At 70.0% G+C, this 24,090-nt stretch carries 14 protein-coding genes; 8 read left to right on the forward strand and 6 right to left on the reverse strand.

Annotation, left to right across the window (positions count from 1 at the left end; genetic code table 11):
• The 4 genes from ACTWQF_RS27680 to ACTWQF_RS27695 all read left to right on the forward strand — a co-directional run.
• Nucleotides 1-9,589 (forward strand): amino acid adenylation domain-containing protein (locus tag ACTWQF_RS27680; RefSeq protein WP_443282424.1); only part of this gene is annotated, 9,589 nt, incomplete at its 5' end.
• Between the two features lie 261 nt (nucleotides 9,590-9,850).
• Nucleotides 9,851-10,063, forward strand: a complete 213-nt coding sequence (locus tag ACTWQF_RS27685; RefSeq protein WP_443282425.1) for an MbtH family protein — start codon at nucleotides 9,851-9,853, stop codon at nucleotides 10,061-10,063.
• On the forward strand, nucleotides 10,063-10,275 hold the full coding sequence (locus ACTWQF_RS27690) for a ferredoxin (RefSeq protein ID WP_443282426.1): 213 nt from the start codon (nucleotides 10,063-10,065) through the stop codon (nucleotides 10,273-10,275). The genes ACTWQF_RS27685 and ACTWQF_RS27690 overlap by 1 nt, the downstream gene beginning before the upstream one ends.
• An 11-nt stretch (nucleotides 10,276-10,286) precedes the next feature.
• A complete protein-coding gene (locus ACTWQF_RS27695) occupies nucleotides 10,287-11,495 on the forward strand; it encodes a cytochrome P450 (protein WP_443282427.1) in 1,209 nt (402 codons plus the stop codon).
• A gap of 87 nt (nucleotides 11,496-11,582) precedes the next feature.
• Here the strand turns inward: ACTWQF_RS27695 and ACTWQF_RS27700 are convergent, their stop codons facing one another.
• From ACTWQF_RS27700 to ACTWQF_RS27720, 5 genes are all read right to left on the reverse strand, one after another.
• The gene (locus tag ACTWQF_RS27700) at nucleotides 11,583-12,812 is read right to left on the reverse strand and encodes a cytochrome P450 family protein (RefSeq protein ID WP_443282428.1); all 1,230 of its coding nucleotides are present in this window, start codon (nucleotides 12,810-12,812) and stop codon (nucleotides 11,583-11,585) included.
• Between the two features lie 56 nt (nucleotides 12,813-12,868).
• Nucleotides 12,869-13,657, reverse strand: a complete 789-nt coding sequence (locus ACTWQF_RS27705) for an ABC transporter permease (RefSeq protein WP_443282429.1) — start codon at nucleotides 13,655-13,657, stop codon at nucleotides 12,869-12,871.
• Entirely contained in the window at nucleotides 13,654-14,610 is a 957-nt protein-coding gene (locus tag ACTWQF_RS27710) for an ATP-binding cassette domain-containing protein (RefSeq protein WP_443282430.1), read from the reverse strand. Before ACTWQF_RS27710 ends, ACTWQF_RS27705 begins: the two co-directional genes overlap by 4 nt.
• A 160-nt stretch (nucleotides 14,611-14,770) precedes the next feature.
• Nucleotides 14,771-15,604 carry a DUF4097 family beta strand repeat-containing protein gene (locus ACTWQF_RS27715; RefSeq protein ID WP_443282431.1) on the reverse strand — a complete coding sequence of 278 codons (834 nt, stop codon included), beginning with the start codon at nucleotides 15,602-15,604 and terminating at the stop codon, nucleotides 14,771-14,773.
• A 50-nt stretch (nucleotides 15,605-15,654) separates the two neighbouring features.
• Entirely contained in the window at nucleotides 15,655-16,200 is a 546-nt protein-coding gene (locus ACTWQF_RS27720) for a hypothetical protein (RefSeq protein WP_443282432.1), read from the reverse strand.
• 406 nt (nucleotides 16,201-16,606) lie between these two features.
• On the opposite strand from ACTWQF_RS27720, the gene ACTWQF_RS27725 reads away from it, so the two are divergent.
• The 3 genes from ACTWQF_RS27725 (at nucleotide 16,607) to ACTWQF_RS27735 (ending at nucleotide 20,297) form a co-directional block, all read left to right on the forward strand.
• Complete coding sequence (locus tag ACTWQF_RS27725) at nucleotides 16,607-18,196, forward strand: tryptophan halogenase family protein (RefSeq protein WP_443282433.1); 1,590 nt, start codon at nucleotides 16,607-16,609, stop codon at nucleotides 18,194-18,196.
• 130 nt (nucleotides 18,197-18,326) lie between these two features.
• The gene (locus ACTWQF_RS27730) at nucleotides 18,327-18,917 is read left to right on the forward strand and encodes a flavin reductase family protein (protein ID WP_443282434.1); all 591 of its coding nucleotides are present in this window, start codon (nucleotides 18,327-18,329) and stop codon (nucleotides 18,915-18,917) included.
• A 36-nt stretch (nucleotides 18,918-18,953) separates the two neighbouring features.
• The gene (locus tag ACTWQF_RS27735) at nucleotides 18,954-20,297 is read left to right on the forward strand and encodes a cation:proton antiporter domain-containing protein (protein ID WP_443282435.1); all 1,344 of its coding nucleotides are present in this window, start codon (nucleotides 18,954-18,956) and stop codon (nucleotides 20,295-20,297) included.
• Between the two features lie 114 nt (nucleotides 20,298-20,411).
• Here the strand turns inward: ACTWQF_RS27735 and ACTWQF_RS27740 are convergent, their stop codons facing one another.
• Nucleotides 20,412-22,013 (reverse strand): (2,3-dihydroxybenzoyl)adenylate synthase, encoded by a 1,602-nt coding sequence (locus ACTWQF_RS27740; protein ID WP_443282436.1) that lies wholly within the window; start codon nucleotides 22,011-22,013, stop codon nucleotides 20,412-20,414.
• 236 nt (nucleotides 22,014-22,249) lie between these two features.
• Between ACTWQF_RS27740 and ACTWQF_RS27745 the strand changes: the two genes are divergently transcribed.
• The gene (locus ACTWQF_RS27745) at nucleotides 22,250-24,043 is read left to right on the forward strand and encodes a non-ribosomal peptide synthetase (RefSeq protein ID WP_443282437.1); all 1,794 of its coding nucleotides are present in this window, start codon (nucleotides 22,250-22,252) and stop codon (nucleotides 24,041-24,043) included.
• Nucleotides 24,044-24,090 lie beyond the last annotated feature (47 nt).

The following is a 24,090-nucleotide window of genomic DNA, read 5'->3' on the forward strand; positions in this document are numbered from 1 at the left end:
GTTGTATCTGGCTGGTGTGCAGTTGGCGCGGGGTTATCTGGGGCGGCATGGTCTGACGGCTGAGCGGTTCGTGGCTGATCCGTTCGGGCCGCCCGGGGCGCGGATGTATCGCAGTGGTGACCTGGTCACCTGGCGGGCGGACGGAGCGATCGACTACATCGGGCGCGCCGATTTCCAGGTCAAGGTGCGTGGTTTCCGTATCGAGCCCGGCGAGATCGAGGCCGCACTGCTGGCGCACCCCGACATCGCACAGGCCACCGTCGTCGCCCGCCAGGCCCGAGGTGAGGGAGGCGGGAAACAACTCGTCGCCTACCTCGTTCCCGGCGGCAACGGCAACGGCAACGGCAACGGCAACGGCAACGGCAGCACCGCCGCACCGTCGGCTCCCGCCCAGGTCTCCGTGGCCGAGGTGCGCGCCTTCCTCTCCGGACGGCTGCCGGAGTACATGGTGCCGGCGGCATTCGTCGTCATGGACGAGCTGCCCGTCAACGCCAGCGGCAAGGTCGACCGCAAGGCGCTGCCCGAGCCCGAGTTCGGGGGTGGCGAGTACCGGGCGCCGCGCAATGCCACGGAGGAGACCCTGGCCGGGATCTTCGCCGAGGTGCTGGGGCTGGAGCGGATCGGCATCGACGACAACTTCTTCGACGTGGGCGGCCACTCCCTGCGCGCCACGCGGCTGATCGGTCTCGTCCGTACCGCGTTCGGTGCGGAGATCCCCATCCGGCTCGTCTTCGAGTCGCCGACCGTGGCAGAACTGGCCGTCCATCTCTCGGGACTGGCCGTCCATCTCTCGAGCGGATCGCCGACGCGGGCGCCGCTGCGGCGCGCCATCGAGCGGCCCGAACGGGTGCCGCTCTCCTACGCACAGCGCCGCCTATGGTTCATCCACCGGTTCGAGGGCCCCTCGGCGACGTACAACATCCCGCTCGCCCTACGGCTGACCGGCCGGCTGGACATCGAGGCGCTGCGGGCCGCGTTCCGTGACGTCGTCCACCGGCACGAGACCTTGCGCACCCTGATCGAGGAGGACGCCGACGGGACGCCGTTCCAGCGTGTCGTCCCCGTCGATGAGCTGTCCTTGGACGTTCCGCTGACGGTCGTCACCCCGGATGAGGAGCCCGCAGCTGTCGAGGCGGCACTCACCCATCCGTTCGACCTCTCCTCGGAGCTGCCCGTGCGGGCCTCTGTCCTGCGACGTGCCGGCACGGACCAGTACGTCCTCGTGCTGTTGCTGCACCACTTCGCGGGCGACGGCGAGTCCACAGCACCGCTGGCCAGGGACCTCTCCACGGCCTATACGGCACGCCTCGCGGGACGCGCCCCCGACTGGCCCGAACTCCCCGTGCAGTACGTGGACTACACGCTGTGGCAGCAGGAGCTGCTGGGCGAGGAGGACGATCCCGAAAGCCTGCTCGCGCAGCAGCTGGCGTACTGGCGGGACGAGCTGGCCGACGTACCGCAGCCGATGCCGCTGCCCACCGACCGGCCCCGTCCGCCCGTCGCGAGCCGCCGCGGCGGCGCCCTGGACCTGCGGCTCGACGCACGGCTGCTGACAGCCGAGGAGCTGGCCCGGGAGCGCGGGGTGACCGTGCCCATGGTGTTGCAGTCGGCGCTCGCAGTGCTGCTCGGCCGAATGGGCAGTGGCGACGACATCACCCTCGGCTCGCCCATCGCGGGCCGCACGGACGAGGGCCTCGCCGACCTCATCGGCTTCTTCGTCAACACCTGGGTGCTGCGGGTCGACCTGTCCGGCAACCCTACGTTCGAGGACGTACTGGACCAGGTACGCGACCGCGCACTGGCCGCGTACGACCATCAGGACGCACCCTTCGAACGCCTGGTGGAGCTGCTCAACCCGGACCGCTCCACCGCCTACCACCCGCTCTTCCAGGTGATGTTCGCCTGGCAGAACTTCAACCGCAGTGACGTCCGACTGCCCGGCCTGGACGTGGCCTTCCAGCCGCACACCACCCGGACCGCGAAGTTCGACCTGTTCTTCAACCTCGCCGACCTGCCCGGTCCCGAGGGGCGGGAAGTGCACGGCATCGTCGAGTACGCCACCGACCTGTTCGACCACAGCACTGTCGAAACCCTCGTCGCGCGCTTCGTACAGGCGCTGGAGGCGTTGACCGCGGATCCGTTGTTGCGGGTGGGTGTGGTGGATGTGTTGTCGGTGGAGGAGCGTGCGTGGCTGGCTGAGCGTCATGCGCTGTCGGCTGGTGTGGGTGGGTCGGCTGACGGTGAGTGTGGTGTGTCGTTGGTGGGGTTGTTCGAGGAGTGGGTTGGGCGGTCGCCGGGTGCGGTGGCTGTGGTGTGTGGGGGTTCGCGGTTGTCGTTCGGGGAGGTGAATGCGCGGGCGAACCGTTTTGCGCGGGTGCTGGCCGGTCGTGGTGTGGGGGCTGGTGATGTGGTGGCGTTGGCAGTGTCGCGGACCGCTGATCTGCCGGTGGCGTTGTTGGGGGTGTTGAAGTCGGGGGCGGCGTATGTGCCGATCGATCCGGCGTATCCCAGCAGTCGGCTTGCGCAGATTCTCCGGGATGCGGCTCCGGCACTGATCGTCACCGACAGCGAGGCCGCCGGTGTGCTGCCGGAGTCGGGTGTGGAGCGGTTGTACGTGGACCGGGGTGCGGTGTTCGAGGAGGGGGATGGCTCCGATCTGAGTGATGCGGAGCGTAGGGGTCCGGTGTCGGCGGGGGGTCTGGCGTATGTGATGTTCACGTCGGGGTCGACGGGTGTGCCCAAGGGTGTGGGTATCTCGCAGGGGAATGTGGCGGTGTGTCTGCCGGGGTTGGTGGAGGCTGTGGGTGGGGGTGGGCGGTGGCGGATGCTGGCGGGTACGTCGGTGAATTTCGATGTGTCGGTGTTCGAGTTGTTCGCCACGTGGTCGACCGGGGGTTCGGTCGAGGTGGTGCGGGATGTGCTGGCGTTGGCCGAGCGGGAGCGCTGGGATGTGGACGTCATCAGCACGGTGCCCTCAGCCTTCGCCGAACTCCTCGACCAGGTCGCTGAGAAGACCCAGGTCAGGGCGGTGGTGTTCGCAGGCGAACCACTTCCCGCCGCTCTCGTCGAACGCACTCGTGCCGCTCTTCCCGGCGTTCGCATAGTCAACGCCTACGGGCAGAGCGAGTCGTACTACGCCAGTGCCTATGCCCTGTCTCCCGAACGGGAACTGCCGTCCTCCGGCAGCGCACCCATCGGGACACCGCTGGGTGGGGTGCGGATCTATGTTCTTGGTCCGGGGTTGGTGCCGGTTCCGCCGGGTGTGGCGGGGGAGTTGTATGTGGCGGGTGCGGGGATCGGCCGGGGCTACCATGGCCGGCCCGCGCTGACGGCTGAGCGGTTTGTCGCGGATCCGTTGGGTCCGGCTGGTGCGCGGATGTACCGCACGGGGGATCTGGCTCGCTGGAACCGTGAGGGTGAGCTGGAGTACGTGGGGCGGGCCGATACGCAGGTCAAGATCCGTGGTTTCCGTATCGAGCCTGCCGAGACCGAGGCGGCGCTGCTCGCCCACCCGGGTGTCGCGCAGGCAGCGGTCATCGCCCGGGACCTGCCCGGCAGCACCAACGGCGGCAAACAACTCGTCGCCTACGTGGTGCCTGTGACAGCCGAAGCTGCTGACCGGGACGACAGCAGCGCCGAGAACGGTGGTGGCAGCAGGGGCAGCGACACTCCGGCCGACATCGACATCAACGCAGGACTGTCCCCGTCCCAGCTGCGGTCGTTCCTCTCCACGCGCCTGCCCGAGTACATGGTGCCCGGAGCCCTCATGGTCCTGGACCGGCTGCCACTGACACCCAACGGAAAGCTGGACCGCAAGGCGCTGCCCGAGCCGGAGTTCTCGGCTGGCGAGTACCGGGCGCCGGGTGATCCGGTGGAGGCGGCTTTGGCGGGTGTGTTTGCCGAGGTGCTGGGGTTGGAGCGGGTCGGTGTCGACGACGATTTCTTCGCGGTCGGCGGCGACAGCATCCGCTCCATCCAGGTGGTCTCACGTGCCCGCACAGCCGGCGTGGAGGTCACCCCACGGCAGGTCTTCGAGGCCCGCACCGTCGCAGCACTCGCCGAGGTCGCCCAGGCCGCCGACGGCACCGGGAAACCGGTGCTCGCCGAGCTCGACGGAGGTGGCGTCGGCGGCGCGCCCCTGCTGCCCATCGCCGACTTCGTACGGGAGTCGTCCACCGGCTCCGCCTTCGACCACTTCGCACAGTGGATGGCGTTCACGCTGCCCGCCGGGATCGACCGCGAGGGCCTTGTGGCGACGGTGCGGGCTGTGGTCGACCATCACGATGTGCTGCGGTCCCGCCTGGTGAACGGCGTGGACGGCGCAGACGGCGTGGACGGTGTAGACGGCGCGGACGAGGGTCCTGTGCTGGAGGTGGCTCCGCCGGGCAGCGTGGATGTGGACGGGCTGCTCCGTCGGATCCCGTGTGCCGGCGGGCAGGACGCGGCGTCGTGGGCGCGGATGCTCTCGGCCGAACTGGACACGGCTCTGATGCGCCTCGACCCGGCTGCGGGTGTGATGCTCCGGCTGGTGTGGTTCGAGCCGGATGATGCGGCTGCGGCGGGGCGGTTGTTGGTGGTGGCTCATCACCTGGTGGTGGACGGTGTCTCGTGGCGGGTGCTGGGTCCGGATCTCGCCGCCGCCTGGGAGCGGGTACGCGAAGGCCGGAGCCCTGATCTCGCGCCCGTCACCACTTCGGCACGGCGCTGGGCTCACGCCCTGGTGGAGGAAGCGCACCGTCCCGATCGTGTTGCCGAACTGCCCTTCTGGCAGGAGGTGCTGGAGGGCCCCGATCCGCTGCTGGGTTCCCGTGAGCTGGACCGGGCCGTCGATGTGACCTCCACTGTGGCGACCGTGCGGGTGCGGGTGCCGGTGGAGGTGACGGCGTCGGTGCTGGGCGCTGTGCCTGCGGCGTTTCGTGGTGGTGTGAACGATGTGCTGCTGACGGGGTTGTCGTTGGCGGTGGCGCGGTGGCGGGAGCGGCGTGGTGTTGAGGCGTCGTCTTCGTTGTTGTTGCGGCTGGAGGGGCATGGCCGTGAGGAAGGGGTTGTGCCTGGGGCGGATCTGTCGCGGACGGTGGGCTGGTTCACCAGCATGTATCCGGTGCGGCTGGATCTTGCCGGGGTGGATGTCGGTGAGGCGTTCGCCGGGGGAGTGGCTGCTGGGCGTGCGGTGAAGGCGGTCAAGGAGCAGCTGCTGGCGGTCCCGGACAAGGGCATCGGCTTCGGATTGCTGCGCCACCTCAACGCTGAGACACGTACGCGACTGGCGGATCGCCACACTGGACAGATCGGCTTCAATTACCTGGGCCGTTTCTCCGGCACCGACATGCCCGAGCATCTGCGCGGCCTCGGCTTCGGCCCGGCCCCGGAGACCGGCGAGCTCGCCCCGTCTCCCGACACAGAACTGCCCGTCCTGTCCACTCTGGACGTGAGCGCCGTCGTCATGGACGGCGCCGAGGGCCCGCAGCTGGGTACGGCGTTCTCCTTCCCGTCCGGGCTGTTGGCTGCGGGTGAGGTGGAGGAGTTGGCGGGGTTGTGGGTGGAGGCGTTGACGGGTCTTGCCCGGCACGTCGCCGAGGTTCCGGGGGCGGGTGGTCTGACGCCTTCGGATGTGCCGTTGGTGGGTGTGTCGCAGGGTGAGATCGAGGCGTGGGAGTCCCGGTATCAGGGGCTGGTGGATGTCTGGCCGCAGTCGACGTTGCAGGCCGGGTTGTTGTTCCACAGCAAGCTGGTGGACTCCGGTAGCGGCGGCGGGGGTTTCGATGCGTATCAGATGCAGTTGGTCTTCCATCTGGCCGGTTGTGTGGATGCGGAGCGGATGCGGGTTGCGGGTCAGGCGCTGCTGGAGCGGTATGCGAATCTGCGCACGGCCTTTGTGGAGGACGCGCGGGGCAATCCCGTGCAGCTGGTCCTCGAGGGTGTTGAGCTGCCGTGGCAGTTCGTGGACCTCACGATGGTTCCGGACCAGGAACGTAGTGAGCAGTTCGAGCGGTTCCTGATAGCGGATCATGGTCGGCATTTTGATCCGGGGTGTCCGCCGATGGTGCGGATGTCGTTGGTGGCGTTGGAGGCGGAGCGTTTCGAGCTGGTGCTGACGGCGCATCATGCGCTGTTCGACGGCTGGTCGCTTCCGGTGCTGTTCAAGGACCTGCTGCGGCTGTACGCCGCGCACGGTGACTCGTCTGGTCTGCCGCGGGTGCGGGGTTATCGGGACTTTCTGGCCTGGCTGGAGCGGCAGGACCGGGAGGAGACCCTCCAGGCGTGGGCTGCCGAACTCGACGGCATCGAAGAACCCACCCTTCTCGCACCGGAGAACGCGGGGAGTGAGAGTGAGAGTGCGGGTGAGGCGGTGGGCATCGGGCAGGCCGATGTTCCGCTGTCGCCGCAGGAGGCGCGGGCGCTGACGCGTCGTGCTGCGGAGTTGGGTGTCACGGTCAACACGCTGGTGCAGGGCACCTGGGCGGTGCTGCTGGGTCAGCTGACGGGGCGGGAGGATGTGGTGTTCGGTGCCACGGTCTCCGGGCGTCCGCCCTCGCTGCCGGACGTGGACTCGATGGTGGGCCTGTTCATCAACACCCTGCCGGTCCGGGTGCGGTATGACGCGGGCGACACCCTCGCCGACGTACTCCAGCGCACCCAGGAACACCAAGCCGGACTCCTCGACCACCACTACTGTCCGCTGACCGACATCCAGCAGAGCACGGGACTGGGCAGCCTCTTCGACACGCTGATCGTCTTCGAGTCCTACCCCGTCGACCGGGTGGGGCTCGACGACGCCAACGCGGCGGCAGGGGTGCGCCTCACCGGACTGCGTCCGTTCTCGGGCACCCACTACCCGGTGATGCTGATGGCCGGCGCGGACCCGCATCCCACCCTCTCCCTCCAGTACCAGCGGCACCTCTTCGACCCGGACACGATCGAAACGGTGGCCGCCCGCTTCGGCCGCGTACTGACGCGGTTGGCGCAGGACCCGCACACCCGGGTCGGCGCCGTCGACATCCTGGAGCCGGGCGAGCGGGAGAAGGTCCTGCACGGCCTCAACGACACCGCGGAGCAGGTCCCGGACCGCACCGTCGCGGAGCTGTTCGAAGAGCAGGCGCGGCGCGTCCCGGACGCACCCGCCGTGGTCCGCGACGGCGTGACGTTGACGTACGGCGAGGTCAACGCACGGGCCAACCGGCTCGCGCGGCACCTGGTGCGGCAGGGAGTGGGGCCCGACTCGGTGGTGGCGGTCGTGCTGCCGCGGGTGCCGGACCTTCCGGTCGCGCTCCTGGGCGTCCTCAAGACGGGGGCTGCCTATGTGCCGATCGACCCGGCCTACCCCAGCAGCCGGCTCACGCACATCCTCCGCGACGCGGACCCGGCACTGATCCTCACGGACAGCGAGGCGGCCACTGTGCTGCCGGACACGCCGGAGGCGCCGGAGACCGGGACGGCGGTGCCCCGCCTGCTGCTTGACCGCAGCGCGGTCCTCGATGAGGGGAACGCCACCGGCCCGGCCGACGGCGACCTCACGGACAGCGACCGCATCCGCCCGCTGACGTCCGGCCATCCGGCGTACCTCGTCTACACGTCGGGCTCCACCGGACTCCCCAAGGGCGTGGGTATCACGCACCGGAACCTGGTCAACGGGCTTGCGGCGTTGGTGCGTTCGGTGGGGCTGCCCACCGGCTGGCGCATGCTGGCCAGTACGTCCATCGGGTTCGACGTGGCGGCCTTCGAGCTGTTCGCGCCGCTCACCACGGGTGGGAGCGTCGAACTGATCCGGGATGTACTGGCGTTGAGCGAGCGGGAGCACTGGGACGTGGACGTCATCAGCTCCGTACCGTCCGCGTTCGCCGAACTCCTCGACCAGATCGCCGGCCGGGTGTCGGTCAAGAGCCTGGTCTTCGCGGGCGAGGCGCTCACCACGCCGTTGGTGGAGCGGCTGCGGGAGGCATGGCCCGATGTGCGGATCGTCAACGGGTACGGCCCCAGCGAGACGTTCTACGTCACCACGCACGAGATGCCGGCGGGCACCCCGCTGGGCCCGGTCGTCCCGATCGGCAGGCCGATGCACAACCTCCGTGCCTATGTGCTGGGCCCCGGTCTCGCTCCGGTGCCGCAGGGGGTGGTCGGCGAGCTGTACATGGCGGGCACCGGGGTGGGCTGCGGCTACCGCAACCGTCCTGGTCCGACCGCCGAGCGCTTCCTCGCCGACCCGTTCGGCCCGCCAGGTACGCGTATGTACCGTACGGGCGACCTGGCCCGGTGGAACGCCGACGGTGAGCTGGAGTACATCGGGCGTGCCGACACCCAGGTCAAGATCCGCGGCTTCCGTATCGAACCGGGAGAGGTGGAAGCGGCCGTGGCGGCCCACGCGGGCGTCGCGCAGGCCGCCGTCGTCGCCCGTGACACGCCTGGCGGCGGCCCACAGCTCGTCGCCTATGTCGTACCGGCTGTTCCCGAGTTGTCCGTCGCCGAACTGCGGGGCTTCGTCGCGCAGCGGCTGCCCGAGTACATGGTGCCTGCCGCGTTCGTCGTGCTGGACAGCTTCCCGCTGTCCCCGAACGGCAAGCTGGACCGCAGGGCGCTGCCCGCCCCCGAGTTCGGCGGCGTCGGCTACCGTGCACCCCGCACCCCGCAGGAGGCGGCGCTGGCCGCGCTGTTCGGTGAGGTGCTGGGTGTGGAGAAGGTCGGCATCGACGACAGCTTCTTCGAACTGGGCGGACACTCCCTGCGCGCCACCCGGCTGCTCAGCCGGATCCGCACCGAGCTCGGCGTGAGTCTCCCGATCCGCTCGATCTTCAAGAACCCCACGGTCGCCCGGCTCGCCACCGTGTTCGCCACCGCGGAGACGGCGGAGACCGCGACGGCGCACACCGACCCGTTCGGGGTGGTGCTGACCCTCAGGGGCGAGGGCAGCGAGAAGCCCTTGTGGTGGATCCACCCGGGCGGCGGACTCGCCTGGTGCTACCTGGAGTTCACCGACCATCTGCCCCAGGACCGGCCGGTGCACGGGATCCAGGCCCGCGGCTTCGACGGCTCCGCGGTCCCGGCCTCGGCCGAGGAGATGGTCGGCGACTATGTCGAACAGATCCGCGCCGTCCAGCCGGAGGGGCCCTACCACCTGCTGGGCTGGTCGCTCGGCGGCACCCTCGCCCAGGCCATGGCCGCCGAACTGCGCAGGCAGGGGCACGAGGTGGGCCTGCTCGCCCTGCTGGACTGTGTGACGAGCGACTACTTCGCCCGCAACGGGGCGGCCGACGAGGCGTACATCCGGGACTTCCTCGCCGAGCGGGTCAGCCATGTCACCGGAGAGGACGACGACTCCTTCCTCGACGTGGCCGCCCGGCTGCTGGTCGACCATGTGGCGCTGATGGGGGAGTACGACTCGCCTCCCTTCGACGGCGACGCGCTGTTCTTCAACGCGACACACAACCCGGACGACTCGTACGCCCCCCAGTGGCGGCGGCTGATCAGCGGCACCGTCCACGAGTACGACATCGACTGCGCTCACCAGGACATGTACCACCCGGGCCCGGCGGCCGAGATCGGCCGGATCGTCAGCTCCGCGCTCGGCCGGGACAGCTCCGTCACCGACCGCTGACATCCGACCGCTGAAATCCGGCCACTGGGCCGGACCGGCGCCCGGCCGAACACTCGGCCGGGCGCTGCGGCCCCCTTCGTCAATCTGTCGAGCCCGCCCACCACGCGGCGGCGGCTGACGACACTCCAACCAGTACCGAACAACAAGTACCGAACAACCGGCACCGGGCAACCAGCGCGGGGCAGCCGGCACCGGGCAACACATACCGACCGGACAGTACCGACGAGCAGACCTGCCCACCACAAGCACCGAGGAGCAGCCGTGAGCACCAATCCGTTCGACAACGAGGAAGGCACCTTCTACGTCCTCGTCAACGACGAGGAACAGCACTCGCTGTGGCCCACGTTCGCGGAGGTGCCCGCCGGCTGGCGGGTGGTCTTCGGGGAGGACGAGCGCGCCAAGTGCCTGGAGTACATCGAGGAGCACTGGAGCGATCTGCGTCCCAAGAGCCTCCGGGAAGCGATGGCCCGCTGATGAGCCTCAAGATCGTCGCGGACCGGGGGGCCTGCATCGGGTCGGGCCTGTGCGCGCTCAACGCACCCGAGATCTTCGACCAGCACGACGAAGACGGCACCGTGCACGTCCTCGTCGAGCATCCGCCCGCCGACCAGCACGACCTCGTCGACCAGGCGATACAGAGCTGTCCCGCGCACGCGCTCGGCACCGCCGAGCAGCCCGTCACGTGAAGGAGCCCGCCATGACCGGCACATGCCCGGCGTCGATCTCGTACCCCATCACGGCGCCCCGACCCAACGCGGCCGATCCGCCCGAGATCCTGCGCGAGCTGCGGGACGAGGATCCGCTGCGGCCGATGACCTTCGCGGAGGGCCGCCAGGGCTGGCTCGCCACGGGCTACTCCGCCGTACGCACCGTCCTGGCCGATCCCCGGTTCAGCGCCAAACAGGAACTGATGGTCCTGCCGGTCGACGCGCCGGGCGCCACCAAGGGCGTGCCGGCGGAGCCCGGCGCCTTCATCCGGATGGACCCGCCCGAGCACACCCGCTACCGCAGCAAGCTCATCGCCGAGTTCACCGTCCGCCGGATGAACCAGCTGGAGCCGCGGATCGCCAAGGTCACCCACGAGGCGCTGGACGCGATGGAGGTGGCGGGCCCGCCCGTCGACCTCATCCAGGCGTTCGCACTGCCCATCCCCTCCCTGGTGATGTGCGACCTGTTCGGCATCCCCGCGGAGAACCGGGCCGACTTCGAGCGGGCGATGGCGATCACCGACAGCTTCGAGTCGACCCGCGAGGAGGTGCAGAACGCCTTCGCCACGATGCTCGGCTACTTCCCGCCGCTCATCGAGAGCAAGCGCAAGAACCCCACGGACGATCTCTTCAGCGGCATCGCCAACGACAGCGACTTCACCGTCGAGGAGCTGACCAACATCGGCCTGACGCTGTTCGCGGGCGGCTTCGAGAGCACGACCCACATGATCGGGCTGGGCGTGTACTCGCTGCTGACCAACCCCCCGCAGGCCGACGCGCTGCGCAAGGACCCGAAGCTGGTGGACGGCGCGGTGGAGGAGCTGCTGCGCTATCTGAGCATCGTGCACCGCGGGCCGATCCGGGTGGCCCTGGAGGACGTGGAGGTCGAGGGCCGGCTCATCGAGAAGGGCCAGCCGGTCATGATGTCCTTCCCCGCGGCCAACCGCGACCCCGACAAGTACGAGGACCCCGAGAGCCTCGATGTGACGCGGTCCGCGCGCGGTCACCTCGCCTTCGGGCACGGTGTGCACCAGTGCATCGGCCAGCAGCTCGCCCGGGTGGAGATGCGCATCGCGTTCGCCGCGCTCTTCGAGCGCTTCCCCACGCTGCGCCTCGACATCGCGCCCGAGGACGTGGCAATGAAGGACCAGCTGTTCTCCACCATCCACGGCCTCCAGAAGCTGCCCGTGGCCTGGTGAAGACGCTTCTCGCGAGAAGCGAGAGGGGGTGGCGGAGGCTCGGCCTCCGCCACCCCCTTCGGGTGTGCTCGACGGTTCACCGGCGGGTCACAGCCGGACCGGCAGACTCAGCAACTGGTAGGCGCCCGGCATCTGCTGCCTGCGCAGCGTCTCCCGCGGCACCGCCAGTGCCAGGCCCTGCTCCTTGACGATCAGCCGGTCGAAGACGACCTCGCCGGTCATCTTGGCCAGTGCCGCGCCCAGGCAGTAGTGCGGCCCGTGACCGAAGGCCACATGGCCGTCGCCAGGACCCGTCTCCCGCCTCAGATCGATCCGCTGCGGCTCCGGGAACCTGCGCGGGTCCCCGTTGGCAGCCGCCAGCGCCGCCATCACGGCCTCGCCCTGCCGAACCCGTACGCCGGCGATCTCCACGTCCTCGGTCGCGTACATCGGTGCGACCAGGTGCACGGAGCCGCCCACCCGCAGCATCTCCCGTACCGCGTTGGGCACCAGCTCCGGCTCGGCGCGCAGCAGCTCGAGCTGGTCGGGGTTGTCCAGGAAGGCGAGCACCGCGTTGGCGACGAAGTGCGCCGTGGGGTTGTGCCCGGCGTGGATGAGCAGCAGCACCATGTTCACCATCTCGGTGTCGGTGAGCCGTCCGCCGTCGTCGTCGCTGGTCCTGATCATCCGCGAGATCATGTCGTCGCCGGGCTCGGCCCTGCGCCGCGCGATGAGCGCCTTGGTGTACTCGACCATCTCCGGGACGCAGGTGACGAGCAGCGACGGGTCGCCGACATTGAAATCGTGGATCCACCGGTGGAACCGCGGCCAGTCGCTCTCCTCGACTCCTATCAGGTCGCAGACCACGTTCCCGGCCAGCGGGAAGGCCACGTCCTCGATCAGGTCGAACTGCTCCCGGCCTGCGACGTTCTCCAGGATCTTGTCCAGTATCCGGGCGACCCGCTCCCGGCGTTCGTTGACCCGGCGGACGGTGAAGGACGGGGTGACCAGGGTGCGCAGCCTGGCGTGGTTCTTGCCGTCCATGATGACCATGCCTTCGAAGTAGTCGCGGTACTCCTCGGGCAGACCGTAGGTCTCTATCATCTGGTCGGTGATGCTCGGGCCTTCCATACCGGGAACGCTGCGGCGGTCCCGCACCAGGCGCGGATCGTTGAGCACGGCCTTGACGTCCTCGTGCCGGGTGACGAGCCAGATGACCGCGTCCACGCCGGGGTAGACGATGGGGGAGACCGGCTCCTGTTCCCGCAACTCCCCGTACCGGCCGAAGGGGTCCTCCACCAGGGAGGGGTCCATGATGTCGAACTTCGTGGTGGACATGAGCGCCCTTTCCGTATCAGACGACTCTGCTTCAGGGCTGTGCACGGAGACGGAGGTCAGCGGACCGCGGCCTTGGTGTTGTAGAGACGCTTGGACCAGACGTAACCGACCAGCGCGATACCGGCGCACCAGGCGACGGACTGCCAGGCGCTGGAGCCGATCTCGCCGCCCAGCAGCAGCCCGCGCATGGTCTCGGTGACCGGGGTGAAGGGCTGGTACTCGGCGATCCAGCGCACCCCGGTCGGCATCGAGTCGGTGGGTACGAACGCGCTGGAGAGGAACGGCAGGAACTGCAACGGCATCGTCGCGGTGTTGGCGCCGGCCGGGTTCTTGGTGAGCAGCCCGAAGGCGACCACCAGCCAGGTGAGCGCGAACGTCAGCATGGCGAAGACCCCGACGGCCGCGACCCATTCGACGGCGGTGGCGTTCGGGTCGAAGCCCATCAGGAACGCGACGCCGGTGACCAGCACCACGCTGATCAGGGCACGGACGACGCTGCCGACAACCTGTCCGGTCAGCACCGAGGAGCGGGCGATCGCCATGGTGCGGAACCGGTCGACGATGCCTTCGGTCATGTCGAGGCAGATGGAGACCGCCGTGGAGCCCGAGCCGAAAGCACCGGTCATCAGGATGATGCCGGGCGCGACGTAGTCGATGTAGTCGCCGCTGCCGCCGGACATCACGCCCTCGCCGAGGGACTTGCCGAACAGCCCCACGAACATCAGCAGCATGACCACCGGCATACCGATGGAGGCGATCAGGAAGGACGGGTTGCGCATGGTGTGCCGCAGATCGCGGCGGAGCATGGTGCTGGAGTCTCGCAGGGTCATCGTCATGGCGCTCATCGCACGGTCTCCTTCTGCGGAGCGGGGCGGCTGGTCAGGGTGAGGAAGACGTCGTCGAGGTCGGGGGTGTGCACGGTCACGGCGGCCACCTCGACGGAGCGCACCTCCAGGTCGTCGAGCACGCTCTTGAGGGCGCGGACACTGCCGTCGGTGGGCACCTTGAGAGCCAGCGCCTCGTCGTCCCTGACGCCCTGCCCGAGCGCGGCGTACGCCTGGTCGAGCCAGTACCGGTCGGCGAACTGGAGCCGGATGTGCCCGCCGGCCACCAGCCGCTTCAGCTCGTCGGCTGTGCCTTCGGCGACGAGCTTCCCCTGGTCCAGCACGGCGATACGGTCGGCGAGTTCGTCGGCCTCCTCCAGGTACTGGGTCGTCAGGAAGAGGGTGACGCCCTCCTCGCTCACCAGCCGCTGGATGGTCTCCCACATCGTGCGGCGGCTGCGCGGATCCAGGCCCGTGGTGGGCTCGTCCAGGAAGAGGATGCGCGGCCGGCCGACCAGGCCCATCGCCAGGTCGAGACGGCGCCGCATACCGCCGGAGTAGAAGGCGGGCAGCTTTCCGGCCGCTTCCACCAGATCGAACTGCTCCAGCAGCTCCCGGGCGCGCTGCTTGCCCTGACGGCGGCTCAGGTGGTTCAGATCGCCCATCAGGCGCAGGTTCTCCTCGCCGGTGAGCATGTTGTCCACCGCGGAGAACTGGCCGGTCACCCCGATCGTGGCGCGCACCGCGTTCGGCTGGCGGGCCACGTCGTGCCCGGCGATGGTGAGGGTGCCACCGTCGAAGGGGACCAGCGTGGAGAGGATCTGCACGGTCGTGGTCTTGCCCGCTCCGTTGGAGCCCAGCAGGGAGAAGATCGAGCCGGCGGGAACGTGCAGATCGATACCGTCGAGAACGACCTTGGAGCCGAACGCTTTACGCAGTCCGGCCACGGAGATCGCGGCTTCGGATGGGGGCATGGTGGTCTCTCTCTCGTGTAGTGGCTTGGTGCGTTACCTGTCGGGGTGCGACTGGGCGCGGTGCCCGCGCGGGCGCGTCGGTGCCCCGGCACGGAGGCGGTGGCTCCGAAGCGGTGGCTCAGAAGTGCCGGTTGGGGAGGGCCTGTTCAGGGGCGGAGGCTCAGGAGCGGTGAATCACGATGTCGCCGGAGAGCGACCTGGCCTCCACCTTCACGGTCTCCTCGCCTTGCTCGGGTCCGTCCGTGGTGGCCAGCGCGTTGTGCACGCTGCCGGTCTGCGAGTGCAGGTCCAGCCAGGCCGGGACGGTGTCGCGGATGCCGATCTTCAGCTGCCCGGTGGAGGTCTCCGCGGCGACCGAGCCGCGCGCCACCTCGCCGAGCACGATGTTTCCGGTGACGGCCTTGGCCTGGACGTCGGCGTGGGCCACGGACAGCGCGATGTCGCCGCTGGCCGCGTTCAGCCGTAGCTCGCCGGTGACGTTGCCGACGCGCAGATCCCCCGAGGAGCTTTTGACGCAGCCGGAGCCGTCGATCTCGTGGATGTGCACGTCGCCCGAGCCGAGCTGGACGTCGATCCGGCCCGCCACCCGGTTGACGGTGACATCGCCGCTGGCCGTGTCCAGATCGAGCGGCCCGGTCACATCCAGGTCGATGTCGCCCGAGGCGCTGCGGCACCGGAGCTCGCCCAGCCGGCCCTTGCTGCGCAGATCCAGGGACGAGCTTCGGATCTCCAGGTCGGAGCCGTCGGGCAGTTCTACGACGATGTCGAGCATGCCGCTCTGGCTGCCGCGCTGCCTGGGTGCCTTGACCTTCAGCTTGCCGTTCGCGTATTCGACCCTGGTCTGCTCGACGGCCTGGACGTCGCTCTTCTTCTCCGGGTCGCTGGGCTGTACCTCCACGGAGGTGGCGCCGCGCCCCGTGGTCAGGAGACGGAGCGTGCCGGCGGGCAGGTTGATCGCGGCCGAGATCGGCTCGGGTGTCTCGTAGCTGGGCATGGGGGTTCCCGTTCGTCTCTGGTCGTGGGCGGTGCGCTGCGTGGCCGGGGCTAGCGCACCCAGCCGGTGAAGTGCTGGTTGACGCGTCGCCCCCGCGGCTGGGTGCGGGTGAGCTCGTCCTGCGCCACGGCCCCGGCCACCGCCCGCACCAGCCAGGCGTTGATGGAGAGGCCACCGTGCCCGGCGGCCTGGTCCACCCGGGACTTGAGGCTGTTGGGCAGTCGCAGGGTGATGCGGGACGTACCGCTGTCGTCGGCCTCCGGTGCCGGTGGCCACGAGGAAGCCACTGGCACCGGAGGCAGCTTGATGGCGCCGACGGCATCATGGATGGCGCCGTCAGTTGCCGGTGTGGCCGGGGCTTGCGCCACGAAGAACTCCGGATCGCGTCCGCGCAGTCGCACCCCGACGGATCCGGGGTGCAGCTCCCGGCTGATCTCCTCGGCGGCGGTGGTGAGCGCCTCCAGCAGGGCCAGCCGTGCCGCCGACTCCAGTGGCGCGACGAGCCGTTCGGCAAGGGCTGCCAGCTCCTCGGCGCCCGTCCCCGCCACGGCGGTGAGCTCGCGCCGGAGACTGTCGACGTACGGCGTGATGTTCATGACGCCACTATGGCGTCATCATGGTGTCACGTCAAGCTGAATGGTGTCACCCCAGGTCGGGCGTGGTGTCATGGTGACGTCACACGCGTTGCGCGAGTCGGCTGGTGCGGCTCGTGGCGCGCGCCGGTGCGCTCGAGGTGCGGCGAACGTACCGTTCCGCGCGCCGGCCCACCTCGCTCTTGTCCGCTCTCTTTCAGCCCGGTGCACAGCCCGGTGCACAGCCGGGTGCGCAGCCCTGCGCGGTCCCGTTCCGTTCCCGTACACGTTCCCCCGGCTTTCGCAGTCCTTCGGAACTTTCCGGGATCTTTTCGCGCGCCGGTTGCGGGTCGGGTCCGGTGAAAGAGTTCCAGGCGAAATCGATGTCCGTTCGCCGGTGCGTTTCGGCTCCCCACAGAAGCGAGGAACAATGGTCAAGAATGTGGTCATCGTCGGTGGCGGAACAGCGGGTTGGATGACGGCGTCCTATCTGCGTGCGGCTTTCGAGGACCGCATCTCCGTGACACTCGTCGAGTCCAAGAACGTCCCGACGATCGGCGTCGGCGAGGCGACGTTCAGCACTGTCCGCCACTTCTTCGCCTATCTCGGGCTGGACGAACGCGAGTGGATGCCCGAGTGCCAGGCCACCTACAAGCTGGCGATCCGGTTCGAGAACTGGCGCAATCCGGGCAGCCACTTCTACCACCCCTTCGAGCGGCCCCGCGTCGTCGAAGGCGTATCGCTGGCCGACTGGTGGCTCCACAAACGCCCCAGCGACCGCTTCGACCTGGACACCTCGGTGATCTCCGCGCTCTGCGACGCCAAGAGTTCGCCGCGCAGCCTGGGCGGTGCCCTCCTGGCGCGCGACGTACTGGAGGGCGGTGCGCAGGAGCCCACCGGCCGCTCCACCCTGACGGAGCAGAACACCCAGTTCCCGTACGCCTACCACTTCGACGCCGCGATGCTCGCCCAGTACCTCACCAAGTGGGCCACACAGCGGGGCGTTCAGCATGTCCTCGACGATGTGAAGGACATCCGCGTCGACGAGCGCGGCTGGATCACCAACGTACTCACCAAGGAGCACGGTGAGATCGCGGGCGACCTCTTCATCGACTGCACCGGCTTCCGCGGGATGCTGCTCAACAAGACCCTCGGCGTGCCGTTCCAGTCGTACCAGGACACCCTCCCCAACGACAGCGCTGTCGCGCTGCGCGTCCCCGCCGACATGGCGGCGCGCGGCATCAGCCCGTACACCACCGCCACCGCGCAGGAAGCCGGCTGGATCTGGACCATTCCGCTGTTCGGCCGCATCGGCACCGGCTATGTCTATGCCCGCGACTACTGCTCCCCTGAGGAGGCCGAGCGCACTCTGCGCGCCCACGTGGGCCCGGCGGCCGAGGGCCTGGAGGCCAACCACATACGGATGCGCATCGGCCGCAGCGAACGGTCGTGGGTGAACAACTGCGTCGCCATCGGTCTGTCCAGCGGTTTCGTGGAGCCGCTCGAATCGACCGGCATCTTCTTCATCCAGAACGCCGTCGAGCAGCTGACCAAGCACTTCCCCGGCGGCCGGAACGACGACGGGCTGCGCGCCTCCTACAACCGGCAGGTCGCCGGTGTGATGGACGGCGTACGGGAGTTCCTCGTCCTGCACTACTACGCGGCCAAGCGCGCCGACAACCAGTACTGGAAGGACACCAAGAACCGGCCGATGCCCGACAGCCTGGCCGAGCGCATCGAGCAGTGGAAGGTGAAGCTGCCCGACAGCAACACCGTCTTCCCCCGCTATCACGGGTTCGAGCCGTACTCCTACACGGCCATGCTGCTCGGCCTCGGCGGCATCGAGACCGCACCCTCCCCGTCGCTGGCGCTGCTGGACGACACCGCGGCGGACGCCGAGTTCGCCCTCGTCAAGGCACAGGCCGAGGCGGAGGTGCGCAGGCTGCCCAGCCAGTACGAGTACTTCGCGCACCTGAAGCGACTGAGCCCGCAGGAGCGGCTGGCACCGCTGGCGGCCTGAGCCGACGGCAGCTCCGGGCCGCGGGCCCCCGGCGCACAGCCCGGGGCCGGCGGCCCGGACCCCTCGGAGAAAACGCCCCTGAGTCCCCGCCACGGCCCCGCGTGGCCCGACCGAAGGTGAAGGGTTGACGATGTCGGAGCGCGTGCTCAACACCGCCGGGCCGGCGCTTCCCGCCGTCCCGTCGGCGGACCCGGCCGCATTCCGCTCGCTGATGGCCGCCCACCCCGCCGGGGTGGCCGTGGTGACGGCGACGGATCTGGACGGCAGCCCTTGGGGCATGACGTGTTCGTCCGTCTCCAGCGTCGCGCTCGATCCGCCGACGCTGCTGGTGTGTCTGCGCCGTGCCAGCCCCACGCTGGACGCGGTGCTGCGCTCGGGGACGTTCGCGGTGAACCTGCTGCACGACGGCGCACGTGCCGCCGCCGACCTGTTCGCCTCCGGCGACCCCGACCGGTTCGACCGCGTCGCATGGCGCTCCGCCGCCGGAAGTTCGGGGCCGCATCTGACCGACAGCGCCCACTCGGTGGCCGACTGCCGGGTCTCGGGCACCGTCGGCGTGGGCGATCACACCGTGATCTTCGGTGAGGTGCAGCACATCGAGGGACCGCACGAGGAAACGCCCAGGCCGCTCCTTTACGGGCTGCGGCAGTACTGGTCCCTGCATTCCGCGCATTCCGCTGTGGGCGGGGACGACGGTGCCGGCCGTGCGCGGCGCCGCTGAGCATCGGCCGGCACCCCACCCCCGACCGACGGGAAGATGCCTGTGACCGAGACCCAACTCGCCGTCCTGCTGGCCGATGTGGCCCTGGTCCTCGTCGTGGCCCGGATGCTGGGAGCGCTGGCCCGGCGGCTGGGCCAGCCCGCCGTCATCGGGGAGATCCTCGGGGGCATTCTGCTGGGACCCAGCCTGTTCGGCGGGGCACTGGCCACGACGCTCTTCCCCGCGGACGTCCGCCCCCACCTCACTACCCTGGCCGATCTGGGACTGGTGCTGTTCATGTTCCTCGTCGGCCTCGAGTTCGACTTCGGACGGCTGCGCGGCTCCGGACGGATCGCGGGCGCCACCGCGCTGGGTACCACCCTGCTGCCCTTCGCGCTGGGCCTCGCGCTCAGTGCTCATCTGCTGCGGACGCACCAGCCCGAACATGCCGGGAACCAGGTGGGCTTCGCGCTGTTCGTGGGCATTGCCGTCTCCGTCACCGCGTTCCCGGTCCTTGCCCGGATCATCAGCGACCGCGGTATGCAGGGTTCCCGCACCGCCGCTCTCGCCCTGTCGGCCGCCGCCGTCTGCGACCTGGCCGCCTGGAGCGCGCTCGCCGCCGTGCAGAGCCTGGCGGACGGCGGCCGGCACTGGCAGGTGGTTCTGGTGGTGCCGTACACCCTCGCGCTGATCGGGGTGGCCCGTCCGCTGTTGCGGAGGCTGCTCGCCCGCGCCCGGCCGGGCAGCCCGCTGCCGGGGAGCGTGCTGACGGCGGCGTTCGTCGGCGTGCTGGTCTCGGCCGCCTTCACCCAGCTGATCGGCCTGCACTTCGTGATCGGCGCCTTCCTGTTCGGCCTTGTCATGCCACGGCCCGAGCAACCGGCCACTCGCGCCGCCATGCTGGAGCGCACCCACGGAATGGCCGCGCTGCTGCTGCCGGTCTACTTCGTCGTCGCCGGGCTGAAGGTCGACCTCGCCCGGCTGGACACCTCGGATCTCGTGGACCTCGCCCTGGTCCTGCTCGTGGCGGTCACCGGGAAGTTCGCGGGCACCTGGCTCGCGGCCCGCTCCCAGGGGCTGCCGTCACGCGAGTCGGCGGTGCTGGCCACGCTGATGAACACCCGCGGCCTGACCGAACTCATCGCGCTCGGCGTCGGTTTGCAGGCCGGCCTGATCGACGAGCGGCTCTACGCGGTCTTCGTCGTCATGGCGGTCGTCACCACGGCGATGGCCGGCCCGCTGCTGCGCCGGCTGCTGGGCCCGGGCGACACCGGACCGTCGGCCGAGCCGCCCGCTGCGAGCGCGACGGCCACCGCCGCGACGGCCACCGCCGCGAACCGGCTCGGGACCGCGGACCGGCAGGCGGCCACCGGCACCGGAAAGTCACTCGGCCGTCCCTGAGCCGGAGCAGCCGCTACAGCACGCCGACGGTGCGGCGGGGTGGGGGCCGCGTCGTCGAGGAGGGGGCGCCGGACCGTGGTCCGGCGCCCCCTCCCGTTGCTCGTGCCGCGGGGCTCAGGCCGCGGCAGGCCCGGTCAGCCGGGCGCGCAGCTCCGCCTTGTCGACCTTGCCGACGGGGGTGCGGGGCAGCTCGTCGACGACGATCAGCTTGTCGGGGATCTTGTACGTGGCGAGCCCGCACTCCCGCAGATGCGCTTTGACGGCCGCCGGTGCGATCTCCTCGCGCACCATCACGAACGCGTGGCTGCGCTCACCCAGCCGCTGGTCGGGCACGCCGACCAGCGCGGCGTCCCGGATCGCCGGGTGGGCCAGCAGATACTCCTCGACCTCCTCGGCCGGGATCTTCTCGCCGCTGCGGTTGATGATGTCCTTGATCCGGCCGACCAGCACCAGATTGCCGTCCGGCCGAAGCCTGGCCAGGTCACCGGTGCGGAAGAAGCCGTCGGCGGTGAACGCCTCCGCGTTCTTCTCCTCCGCCCGGTAGTAGCCGCGGATCGTGTACGGGCCGCGGGTCTGCAGCTCTCCCTCCTCGCCCACCGGGAGCGTCCGCCCCTCGGCGTCGGCGATCCGCACCTCGTCCTGCGGACTCAGCGCGCGGCCCTCGGAGTTGACGACGGCCTCGTACGGGTCGTCCAGCCGGGTGTGGGTCAGCAGCCCCTCGCCGATGCCGTACCACTGGCTGAGCCGGCAATCCAGCAGCTTGATGGCCTGCTCGGCCTGGGTCGGGTCCACCTTGGAACTGCCCACCTGCAGCGTGACGCCGGACAGGTCGGCGCCGGACTTCTGTGCTGTGTCCATCCACAGCCGCAGCACCGGCGGCACCACGGTGCTCAGCGTGACGCCCTCCCGGTCGACCAGCTCGAACACCTCCGACGGGCGCACGCTCGTCGTCAGCACGGCCCGGCCGCCCACCAGCAACGTGCCCAGGACGCCGGGGCAGCCGAGCGCGGCGTTGTGCGCGGCCGGATTGACCGCGAGGTACACCGTGTGCCGGCCCGCCCGTACGGCTTCAGCAGTGGCCCGCATCTGGTACGCGTAGTCGTCGTGGGTGCGCGGGATCAGCTTCGGCAGGCCCGTGGTGCCGCCGGAGAGCAGGAACATCGCGGGCTCGGCGGGGTCCACGTGCGGGAAGTCGCGGTTGCCGGAGCCGATGGCCTCCAGCGCGGTGAACTCCGCGGCGTCCCCCGCGACGAACACCTCGCGCAGCGCGGCCTGTTCGGCGCTCACCTCCCGTGCGAGCTGCCGGTAGTCGAAGCCCGCCGACCGGTCCACGACCATATAGGCGACGGCCTGCGAGTGCCGCGCCAGATGGCTGATCTCGTTCCGGCGGTGGCCGGGCAGTGCCAGCACCGGGATCGCGCCGATCCGGAAGAGCGCGTACATCACCACGACGAATTCCGTGATGTTGGGCAGCTGGACGACGACGCGGTCCAGCGGGCCGATACCCCGGTCCAGGAACCCGCCCGCCAGCTCGTCGCCTCTGGCCGACAGCTGCGCGTACGTCAGGCGCTCCTGGCCGCACACCACCGCGACGCGGTCGCCGTGCTGTTCGCACGCCTCGTGCAGCAGGTCACCGAGCGGTCTGCCCTGCCAGTAGCCCTCGCGCCGATAACGCGCGGCGAGATCTTCCGGCCAGGGTATGCATCCTTCAAGCATGGTGGCCTTTCCCGTTGGCAGTTGTAAGAGATGTTGCGGCTCTCTGTGGGAGAGTTCTGAAATTGCAGCGTCGCGCGCCCAGGACCAGCGAAACGGCCGCTCGACAGATCGGGGAAAGACGCTGCCGGGCACGAGCTGTCCGCTCTCTTTCGCGCCCCACAAGGCCGGTCGAACCGACTCGTAACGTGGCGCGTATTGGGCCGCTTATCGGGCGACGGGGAAGGACAAGTGGAACGTTGAAAACTGTTCCGGAAGCATTCGAATCCATCGTTGTGCAGGCGGGTGACGCGCCGGCGGTCGTTTTCGGCGATCAGACGCTCGGTTACGGAGAACTCAACGCACGTGCCAACCGGCTCGCACGCGCACTGATCGGCAAAGGCGTCGGTCCGGACGCGCTGGTGGCCGTCGCCGTGCCGCGCTCGCCCGAACTCGTCGTCGTCCTGCTCGCCGTGCTCAAGGCCGGCGGCGCCTATCTGCCGCTCGACCCGGATTACCCGGCCGACCGGCTCACCCACATGCTTGCCGACGCCCGGCCGGTGCTCGCCGTCCGCACCGCGGACACCGCGCTGCCCGAGGGCACCGACGTGCCCGAAGTCGTCGTGGACGAGCCACGGTTCGCCGAGGCATGCGAGCTGCTGCCCGGCGGCGACGTGACCCAGGACGAGCGGCCGGCCCGGCTGCTCCCGCAGCACCTCATGTACGTCATCTACACCTCCGGCTCGACCGGCGTGCCCAAGGGCGTGGCCGTCTCGCACACCGGGGTCTCGGACATGATCACCACCCAGGCGTCGCTGTTCGGGGTGCGGCCCGGCGAGCGCGTCATCCAGTGGGCCTCGATGAGCTTCGACGCGGGCTTCTACGACGTGGCCCTCGCACTGCTGCACGGTGCCACGCTGGTGCTGGCACCCCGCGAGGAGCTGCTGCCGGGGGAGCCGCTGCGCGAGACGCTGCTCAAGCACGACATCACCCATGCCGTGCTGCCCCCGGTCGCGCTGAGCGTGACCGACGGGTCCGGACTGCTCCAGGGCGGCACCATCATGTCCACCGGCGACGCCTGCACCCCGGCACTGGTGCGCGAGTGGTCGCAGGGGCGGCGGATGTTCAACGGCTACGGGCCCACAGAGGTGACCGTCGGCGCCTCCATCGGCGGTCCGGTCACCGACGCGCTCGACGTCAGCATCGGCACCCCCTGGGTCGGCGGCCGGGTGTACGTACTGGACGACCGGCTGTGCCCCGCGGCGGAAGGCGAGGAGGGCGAGCTGTATCTGGCGGGCAGCGGACTGGCGCGCGGCTATCTGAACCGCCCCGGCGTCACGGCGAGCCGGTTCGTCGCAGACCCCTTCGGCCCGCCCGGCTCCCTGATGTACCGCTCCGGCGACCGCGGCCTGCGGCGTGCCGACGGCGAGCTGTACTTCGCCGGGCGCGCCGACGACCAGGTCAAGGTGCGGGGGTTCCGCGTCGAGCTGGGGGAGGTGGAGGCGCGTCTGGCCGGCCATCCGGCGGTGGACGTCGCGGTGGCCGTGGTGGCGGGCGGGCTCGCCGACGCGCGCATCGTCGGCTACGTCACGACCCGCGACGGAGCCGAGGTCACCGAGGCCGAACTGCGCGCCCACGTCGCCCGCTCGCTGCCCGGCCACATGGTGCCCGCACGGGTGACGGTATTGGCCGAGTTCCCGACCACCCCCAACGGCAAGGCCGACCGGGAGCGGCTGCGCGCAGAGGCGACGGCAGCACTACAGGCCGAACCTGCCGGGTCCGGTGCGTCCGCCGAGCGCGTACCGGCACCCTCGGAGGCCACCTCCTTCGAGGAGGCCCTGTGCGGCATGGTCACCGAGATCCTGGCCCGCCCGTCGGTGACCCCGCAGGACAACTTCTTCGAACTGGGCGGCCAGTCCGTCCTCGCCGTCCAGCTGGGCAGCCGGATCCGCAAGGAGCTGCGGGTCAACATCCCCATGCGTACCGTCCTGGAGGCCGCCACGCTGGGCCACCTGGCGCGCAGCCTGGAGGAGGCGAAGGCGGCCGCACGCTGACACAGCGCAGCGCGGCACGCCGCCGCACCGGAGAGGGGCCCGTGCAC

This window comes from Streptomyces sp. 8N114 (genome assembly GCF_052245835.1).
Lineage (GTDB): Bacteria > Actinomycetota > Actinomycetes > Streptomycetales > Streptomycetaceae > Streptomyces.